At 60.5% G+C, this 8,575-nt stretch carries 9 protein-coding genes; all 9 read right to left on the bottom strand.

Annotation, left to right across the window (positions count from 1 at the left end; all coding sequences use genetic code 11):
- Window positions 1-141: 141 nt before the first annotated feature.
- Complete coding sequence (locus tag ABJK70_RS16525; RefSeq protein WP_347258505.1) at window positions 142-624, bottom strand: Uma2 family endonuclease; 483 nt, start codon at window positions 622-624, stop codon at window positions 142-144.
- Between the two features lie 53 nt (window positions 625-677).
- Window positions 678-2,309, bottom strand: a complete 1,632-nt coding sequence (csm5, locus tag ABJK70_RS16520; RefSeq protein ID WP_347258504.1) for a type III-A CRISPR-associated RAMP protein Csm5 — start codon at window positions 2,307-2,309, stop codon at window positions 678-680.
- Window positions 2,306-3,277: a CRISPR-associated protein Csm4 gene (locus tag ABJK70_RS16515; RefSeq protein ID WP_168183899.1), complete on the bottom strand. Its 972-nt coding sequence runs from the start codon at window positions 3,275-3,277 to the stop codon at window positions 2,306-2,308. The genes csm5 and ABJK70_RS16515 overlap by 4 nt, the downstream gene beginning before the upstream one ends.
- A 1-nt stretch (window position 3,278) precedes the next feature.
- Complete coding sequence (locus ABJK70_RS16510) at window positions 3,279-3,677, bottom strand: type II toxin-antitoxin system VapC family toxin (RefSeq protein ID WP_077732663.1); 399 nt, start codon at window positions 3,675-3,677, stop codon at window positions 3,279-3,281.
- Window positions 3,677-3,910: a hypothetical protein gene (locus tag ABJK70_RS16505; protein WP_347258503.1), complete on the bottom strand. Its 234-nt coding sequence runs from the start codon at window positions 3,908-3,910 to the stop codon at window positions 3,677-3,679. The genes ABJK70_RS16510 and ABJK70_RS16505 overlap by 1 nt, the downstream gene beginning before the upstream one ends.
- A gap of 16 nt (window positions 3,911-3,926) precedes the next feature.
- Entirely contained in the window at window positions 3,927-4,643 is a 717-nt protein-coding gene (gene csm3, locus ABJK70_RS16500) for a type III-A CRISPR-associated RAMP protein Csm3 (protein ID WP_077732661.1), read from the bottom strand.
- 15 nt (window positions 4,644-4,658) lie between these two features.
- Window positions 4,659-5,153, bottom strand: a complete 495-nt coding sequence (gene csm2 / locus ABJK70_RS16495) for a type III-A CRISPR-associated protein Csm2 (protein ID WP_077732660.1) — start codon at window positions 5,151-5,153, stop codon at window positions 4,659-4,661.
- A 12-nt stretch (window positions 5,154-5,165) separates the two neighbouring features.
- Window positions 5,166-7,829: a type III-A CRISPR-associated protein Cas10/Csm1 gene (gene cas10, locus ABJK70_RS16490; protein ID WP_347258502.1), complete on the bottom strand. Its 2,664-nt coding sequence runs from the start codon at window positions 7,827-7,829 to the stop codon at window positions 5,166-5,168.
- Window positions 7,830-7,845: 16 nt separating this feature from the next.
- Window positions 7,846-8,575: CRISPR-associated ring nuclease Csm6 (gene csm6, locus ABJK70_RS16485; RefSeq protein WP_347258501.1), on the bottom strand; the 730-nt coding region annotated here is incomplete at its 5' end.

Below are 8,575 nucleotides of genomic sequence, written 5' to 3'. Positions count from 1 at the left end.
TGTCTTAATCCCTTCTTCATAAGGTCTCGATTCAAACGGCTCGTGTCTAAAACACCTCCATAGTCAACGGTTTACAAAGGGGTTTGCAGAAAAATCGGCTTACCGAAAAGTTAGCGTCGAGTGATGGCGATTTTCGGAGCGTCATGCGGGCAACTCGACACGGGTCGGAAATTCGGGCGCCAGGGTGCTGTGTTCGAGCCGGGCGTGGTTGTTGTAGAACAGCATTTCGCCGTCTTCCCGGCACACCCAGAATTCGCGCACGCCACGGGCGAAATAAAGTTCCTTCTTTTCCTCCGTTTCGGCCCGGCCGTTTGACGGCGAAAGCACTTCGACCACGATTTCAGGGGCTTCCGGGGAAGGATTGGCCAAACCGCGGTGGGCGAAAAACTCCGCGCTGGCCCAAACCGCGTCGGCCACTTTCACGCCCTCGGAGGTTTGTACGCTGCACTCGGACAATACCCGTCCGTGGGGAAGATGTTGCCTCAGCAGGTTCAAAATCTCGCCTTGGAGCCGGGAGCGTTTGTCGGTGGCCGGACTCATGACGATATGCCCCCAGCGGTCGGTTTCGAATTTGAAGGGAAGGTCCTTGAATAACGGGTTATCGCAGATGTCTTGCCAGTTCATAACGTGTTCTCCGCTGACGGAAGAAACCGATAGACGGATTCAGTGCAAGCTCATCATGGCGCCATGAGACTGCGCAACAGTTTCTTGCGCTTGCCGTCGTCCTTGCGGATGCCGAGCCAGTCGAATATCTCGACGGCTACGGGGTGCAGGGCCTGGCGGTCGGATTCGTCCCAACTCGCCGCCTCCTGGATCAGATTCCGTAAGCGGTCGTACAACTGGCTGCCGGGACCTTTGCCCTTATTGGCCGCAGTCATTTCGCCACGCAGGGCTTCGGTCCGCTGCTGGTTTTCCGACATGGCCGCGAAACGGGCGGCTTGGGCTTCCGCTCTTGCGGTCTCTTCGGCGGCTTGCCGCCGCGCGTCGGCTTCGGCTCGGCATCGTTCGGCCCGCAGTCGCTCGGCCTCGGATTTCCGCTTTTGTTCCTGTTCCAGTCGATCGTAGGCCGCTTGCGCGTTACGTCGGAGGAAGGCGTGCGTTTCGCGCAGGCCGGCATCGTCGAGTTCGACCAGTATCCAGCCGAAGGGCAACATGCCTCCCTGCTGAGTCCGATCGTCGGCGGCCAGCCAGACGGTGGTGGATTCGTGCTGATACTTCGGGGGCTTTCCCGGTCCTTGCATGATCTTGATGCTGCGCACCCCATCGAGGGTCTTGCTTTCGGCGCCGCCATATCGTCCGAGCCTGAGCAGGAAAGCTTGATTTGCCAGGAATGCCTGCTCCAGCTCGTCCCGCAGCAATGCCCTCATATCCGCCAGCCAATGCTGATCCGCATAGCCGAGTTCTTCCAGCCGTTTCAGTTCGGCCTTGAATTGCGGCAGCGCATAACGATTGACCCGCGCCGCCAGTTCGCGGAAATCGCGGAACGGCAGTTTGTTTCGCACTTGGCGCAGTATTGGATCGTCTTGCAAGGCGAGAGTCGCGGTAAAGCTCCGGCTGCGGTTGGCGGCCAGACATTCGAGCAGAATCGGCGGACCTTGGTCGGCGCGGCTCGGCTTGTCGGAACGCTTGCGCTTGCGATTGACGGCGAAGCGGATCTCTAAGCCGTTTAAGCCCTCGGGGTGGCGGTAGGATGCGTCGCCGATCTTGAGCAGGCGCAAAGGATCGTTTTCGAGATGACGGAAATCGTAAGCCAGCAATCGCTGCTGGAGTTCCTGGTTATTCTCGCGCCGCTCTCTTCCGCTGTGGTCGGTCACCAGCGGGAGTGAATCGCCTTTGTTCAGCGCGTCGAGCAAGGCGGTTCTGATCGCCCCCTTGAAGCTGCTGCCGGGGATATAGGGGGTCCCGCCGTGCGGATTGAAGCTGTTCCGCTGGATGATCAGTTGGTTGGAAATCCGGCGTCCGTCCCGTTCGTGTTGCGCGGTTTGGCCGATACGGTCCCGGTAAAGACGCGCCACGCCTTCCGCCACCGGCACGCGATGCTGAGCCCAGACGGAGAGCTGTTCCCGTTTTTGGTGGATGAAAGCCTGAATCTGCCGCAGACTCTCTTGGCCCCGCTCCTTCTCGGCAATACCCGCAAGCTTTTGCAGTTCCGCCGGCGCCAGGGCTTCCAGCAACTGCAACTCCCCGAAATAGTGCAGGTAACCCTCGTCGATGACGTAATTGGTGGGGTAATAATCTTCGCCGCTACCGATATGCACCGGGGTGAGCGTCGAGATGTAAACGGTTTGGGTGTTTAAGAAAGAACTCACTGTGCTTCCTCCCATTGCACGCCGAAGACTGGGGCGTAGCCTTGATGAACCGCGGTGCCGATCGCTTTGGAAACGCCGCCGATGCCCCGTCCCGTGATACGGGCGGAGGGCTCGAAGATCGCGGGTGTGAGGATGGCGAAACTGTCGGCCATCAACACCGGGTTCTTGAATGGCTTCCCGCCGAGCACGGCGCGGTCGCCGTGGCGGCCGAAGCGGGTGAAGGTTTCGTAGTAACAACGCTCGGCTTTCCATTGCTGCCCTTGGGGAGCGCTGGGCGCCAGGGTCAGCCAGGCGTTCGGGGCGGCAGGACGCGGCGGGTCATCATAAGGCGCCGCGTCCAGAACCTCGAACTTGCCGAGTCCGCTGGAGGCTTCCTTGCCGTAGCCCTGCTGGCCTATGGCCACGAGAGCTTCGCTCAGGTCCTTCAGCGTGAAGTAGCGGTCGTCATCCAGCGCCGCGTAAACCGACAGACGCACCTCGGGGTGATACCAGGTCAGCGCCCGATCGTACGGCGCGAACCCGGTTTCACCGGCCCCGGTGGTGCCGGTCAGTCGGTTCAGGCTGTTGTGAGTGCGGTTTTCGTGGCGGAGAAACGGCCCCTTCAGTTGCAGCCGGTCCATCATGTCGGCTTCGCTCAGTGCTTCCTGCCCCCAGGCGCCGACCGGCTTCGTCAACACGTCCTCCGGCAGCCAGCGCCGAGCCTTGATCTGCTTGCGTTCCCTGGGGTTTTCCGTATCGAGACCGAGCAGATGCGGAGGGGCGGCGGGGCGAGCTAGGAAACCCTCCGGCACGGGGTCCGAAATCACCAGAAACGGTTGGTTATCGGTGTAGCCTTGCAGGAGTTCGATCAGCCTGGCTTCGCCCCAAAGATTACGGATCGCCCAGCAGCACTGGCCGAACAGGGTGTCGCCCTTGAGCGGCGTGGCGAAGGCGGTTCCGGGATGTATCAGAATGCGGTAAAGCTTCACGTCAAGTCTCCCAGTCTTCGAGTCGAAGACCGTCGATGCGGCCGAATTCGACGGTATTGTGAGTGACCAGTGTCAAATCGTTGGCCAGGGCGACGGCGGCAATCTGCAGGTCGTAGGGACCGATAGGCTTGCCTTTTCGGGCGAGATCGGCGCGGAGTTCGCCGCAAAGACGGGCGGCGTTGCCGTCGAACGGCAGCGAAACGAACTGGACGAACAGCGTTTCGAGCAGGCTCAAATTGGCTTCCCGCCTTTGACTCTTGTAGGCCCCGAAATAGAGTTCCGCCTTGACGACATCGCAGAGCACGATGGACTGAGGCAGGTGCTCGATGAAGCGCTGCTTGACCGGGGACGGCGCCGGATTGAGATAGCGTATCCAAACGTTGGTGTCGGGCAGCCACATTAGTCCAACTCCAGGCGCTTCTCATATACTCCCTGGGGCTCGCGCGTCAACGGTTCGCCTTCCCATGCTCCGGCCGTGGCTTCGAAGAAGCCGACGGGCCAGCCGTGGGTGTCCTTTTCCACAGGGCCTTCTTCCAATGGACGAAAAGTGATTTCTACGCGCTTGTGCCGAAATTCCGGTGGCACGGGGACGGTTTCCGGTGCATCGTCGATGATTTGGCGTACGGTGTTCATTCGGATCGCCTCCAATTCAAAACAGCGTTTCGGGCAAATCGAATGCCTGCCCGTTAAGCGTTAGACCGTCGAACTCAATCTTGCCATATCCGCGCGAACCGGACCCGCCGATGCCGTCGAGCGTCAGCATTTTGAGGCCGATTTTCACCAGGTCCAGCAGGTCGGTATCGTTTTCGTCCAGCACCTTCAGGTTAAGCCTGAAGGTGAATTTCGCTCCCGCCGGAACACGCTCCGTTTGGCGGGGATTATCGGCCACGCCGGTGATGCGGTTGATGCTGTTTTCGCTCTTGGCTTCGGTGTAGAGATAGTTATTGTCACGAACGAATTGCCGATGTTCCTCGGTCAGATTGCAGTCCCAGAACGCCATGCGGGTCGGGCCGTATTTTTCCGCCGCGTCTCCGGCGTCGCCGGAAATGCCGAAAAGACGGATGATGGCTTCGGCATCTCGGCGCTGACGCTCGTTCATGTCCTTCAAATGTTCCACGGAAACCGGCTTGCCCGGATTGCCTTTCTTGTCCTTGCAAAGCGCGACGATACCCGCGCGCCATTCCAGCAGGCTGCGCATCTTGCCCTTGAGGCTGGAGCCGGGAATGTAGGGTTCCTGGGTATAGGGATGCTTGATGACGGGGTTGTCCATCCCGCCGATGTGCATTTCTTCGTTGCCGGCGCCGATGCGTAGGCCGGTCAGGAGTTTGATTTCGCCGCTGATCTGGTTGATGGCTTTGAGTTGCATGAGCGTTTCCCCTGGTTATTTCGGACCGTATAGCTTGTAGAAACCCATGAAGGCTTCCATGAACAATTTGAAGTTCTTGAATGCTTCGGGCTTATCCGGTTCGAGCTGACGCAGGCCATGCCGCAGTAGCGTCAGAAAATTCTGGTCTATCAGTTCGCGGGACTCCGCATAGGCTGCCTTGGCGTTGAGCATCTTGATGAGTGGAAGGTATTGGGTGCCGTAAATCCTGGTTCGCTCGTCCTCCTTCAGCTGGCGTATCCGCTGGTCCCACATGACAATCTCGTCGTAGAAGCGGCGGAGCTGGGTGGATTTGTTCTTGTCTCTCTTGCCCGCTTTTGCCGATTTCGCGATTTCCTCGGCCGCGCGTTCGGCGATCGCGTCGAACAAGTCTCCGCTCGGGTTCGCGACGTCGATCTGCTTCAGGATTTCTTCCAGTTCCCTTGACGGCCCCGTATCCTGATTTTGTCTGCCGCCGCCTTGCTGCGGCCTGCTTCTGTCGTAATAGTTCATGGGTTCCCCCCTTTAGTCACGTTGTTGATACAGATACAAATGCAGGGCGATCTTGTAAGCCGCCCCGTAGTGACGAATGCCGGATTCGATTTCGGCGACGATTCGGTTGTGCACGGCCGTTTGCTCTTCCACACTCTGCTTTCTTTCGCTTTTCACCATGCGCCACGTCCGGTAATACAGATAAGAGCGCCACCGGGTTTTGGACGGGTCCGTCGCCATGCCTTCGGCCATATCCGCTAGCCCGAGCAAGCCATAGAGATAGGCGGTGGAAAGCCGGTATTCCCCCGCCAACCCGGCCAGCCGTTCATAACATGCCCACAGAGCGTCCATCTCGTCCCATCCGACGGTTTGTCCGAAGCAGGTGAGGGCGTTCTTGCCCGGTATTTCTTCGTCGCCGCGGTGGTGCTTCTTGGCGTCTTCCAATGCATCCTCGCTGCCTTCGGCAAGGTAATGGATAGGCACCGCCGGCTTGGTCATGGCGAGGCCGGCCGAGAAATGGAGTTCCGGGTTTTCCGCGACGTAGCGCCCGAATTCCCGGCGCATCCGATGGGCCAGCTCCACCTGGCTTTTCCAAGGACCGATCAGGAAGAAATCGTCGCCGCCGGCGAACACTGTATAGCTGTTCCGGTATTCCGTCCGGCATAGCCAGGGCAGATAGACGGCGAAGAAATTGTTCACCTGCCGCGACAGTGCCGCCATCTTGGCGAAGGTCGGCTGCCTCAATCCTCGCTGGAAAATGGCGCCGAGGTCGTCGATGTCGCCTTTTAGGGTATGCAGAGCCGTCACGCCGCGAAATTCCCGGCGTTCGTCCAGGTCTTCGCAGGCGATGTGGTGCAGGGTTTTCAGATCCTCGGCGGCGGGCTCGTCCTCGTCTTTCAAGTTGCTTTGAATCCGGTCGTACCGCGGATCTTTCCATTCCAGGTCTTCGAATACCGGCACGTAGCCGCGAATGTTGCGCCGCGCGTAGCCGTTCCAAAGCGGCCGGGCGGGGTTCGGATCGGGCAGCGAAAAATCGAACAGTCGCCGGATATTGCCGTTCTTGACTTCCGCGCCAAAGCGCCCGGACGCTTCCTCGTTGCCGGTGAAGTGTACGTAATAGCCGAAGATCGGCAGGTCCAGCGTGCGGTTGTCCTGCAGCTTCGCGATGCTGAGAATCAGCCTTTCGCACTTCACCAGCAATTCGCCGGCCCGGATCTGGTCCGCCGCGAGCCGGCTAAGAGGAACGTCGTTCCTCTCGACTTTCGCCGGCGCGCGGTCGTTGACGGCGCAAGCGCCAAGCTCGTTATCGAAATCGTCGAGATAGTCTTCGAACACGGGTTTCGGAGCGTTCCCGCCGCATAAACCGAAATGCTCGTATTTCGTCCGCTCCAGATTTCGATGCAGCTTCTTCATGAGCGCGGTAAAGCGGCTTTCGCCTTCCTTCCCGCCGAGAAAGTCGTTGCAGCAGGCCGGTTCGAAAGCCAGGCCGAGTCCGGCTTCTCCGTAGCTGTGTTTCAAGAACCACGTGTCGAAAGTTTTCTGGACTTCGGCGAGACGGGTTCTGGTTTCATCGGTATTGGGCGCGACGATGAGGAACTTTCCGGCAGCGTTGGTTATCTGGCTGGTGGAGGGCAATTGCAACTCGTCCAGCACCTTGAGCGCCGCGCATTCGGTAATCAGCGAGACATAGAACGAACGGCCGCGCAGCAACTTGGCGGCGTTCTTCTTGGTCTCGCCGCCGCCGGCAAAGATGAATTTCTGGATGCCGAAGAAATCGCCCTGCACCAGCAGGAATTTCGGTTCGTCCCAATCGTCCCGGCCGCGCAGCCGCGCCAGGCGTTCGGCGGGGGGGTGGCCTTGATCGGCGTGATAGCGCCATAGCGCCACGGCCAGGGCTGCCGTGGTCTTGGAGTGATCGTACAGCGGCACTTCCGGCTTGACGTTGAAAGCCGTGGCCGACGGGATCGCGTGGGTGTAGGTCTGCCAAAGGGTGTCGAAATGATCCAGCCACAAGGGCAGGCTATGGCGGTGCGATTCGGGTATGGCGTCAAGACTTTTCCTGAAGCCGTCCCAGAGAGCGGCATATTCCCGTTGCGCCGCGGTATCGTTGTCCGGTTCGCTAGTCTCGCGCTTTTCCGGAAACAGGCTTTCGGGACTGAGGGGGCGCAACGGATAGCGATAGGCGAATCGGTCGGGGGAGTCCGATTCCAGCCGGATCTGCTCGAACAAGCTCAGCAGGCGCGCCTGGTAATGGTTCTTGCCGGTGGAGGTCTTTTCCTCGGCGCGGTTGTAGTTCTCGAATTGCTCCCGCTCGAATCCCGAGGCCACCCGGTCGGCGGTGGCGATGATCCATTGCAGGAAGGTTTGCGGCTGGTGATGCTTTGCGGCGGCGTTGACCAGCGAGTCGTCGACGTCGCGGGATTTCCAGTCGGCGAACGGCGCCATGGCCCACCCCTTGAGCGGCGGCAAGCCTTCATTCTCCAGCCAGTCGACCGCGAGGGCGGTATAGGCCGCATGTTTGTGGCTGTACCAGAATCCTCCGCCCGGCCTTTCGTGACGCGGGCAATAGAGTTGCAGGTGGGTTTCCAGCACGGTGCCATCGACATCCGGTGACGCACGCTCCGCGAACTTCCCCAAATCATGCAGAAACGCTGCCAGGGCCACGCGGGCCGAGGCTTCCAATCGTTCGGAATTCATCCGGGTCTCCTCTGAATCAATCACAAAATCCGATCTGATGGGCCGACAGGCTCAGGCCATACGCCGTTCTGGGGCGTCGGCCGAAACCTTTGATCTGATAAGCGGTGGCACCCGCCCCCAGGGCGTCCCGCAGCATCCGGTTGCCCCGGCTCTTGCGCCGCTCGAAGTAATTTTTGTCCATGCCGTGCTTGAGCCCCGCAAACACCCGGTCGGCGTCGCCGAGTTCGCCGATGATGGCGCGGTATTCGGCCAGGAAACCTTCGGCGTAGTCGCGGTCCGGTGCGCCGTCGGGCGGGCAGGGGAGAGGCGGCAGTTCCCGCTGCGCGCGCCGGGCGAGCCAGGCATAGAAGGCTAGTTCGGCGGGTGGAAAGGGGATGGCGATGCCGCCGGCGGTTACGGTGCGCGCGGATAGATCGATGTCGAGGCGCGCTGGTCCCAGGGTCATTTGGGCTGCGCGCACCGCCGCCGAGAAGCTGCTGCGGCCTTTGAGCAGCGCCTCGGGCAGGCCGTGGCGGAGGCGCACGAAGGGAATGTCGGCCAGGGTGACGGCGGCGTTCTGGGTGTCGAGCGGCTTCTGGTCGGGCGGCAGGGCATAGATCACCTGGGAATACGGCGTGGGGTAGAAAAAGCCGGGGTGCGACTCGAACGGCGCGTCGACCAGGACGTGCGACAGACGATCCTGCGGGCGTCCGTACAACGACAGCGCGTAGCCGGCGAAGAAGCCGAGGGTTTTGCGGCCGCCTGCG

This window comes from Methylocaldum sp. (assembly GCF_039794385.1).
Classification (GTDB): Bacteria; Pseudomonadota; Gammaproteobacteria; order Methylococcales; family Methylococcaceae; genus Methylocaldum.
This window is presented reverse-complemented; position numbering and strand designations above follow the sequence as displayed.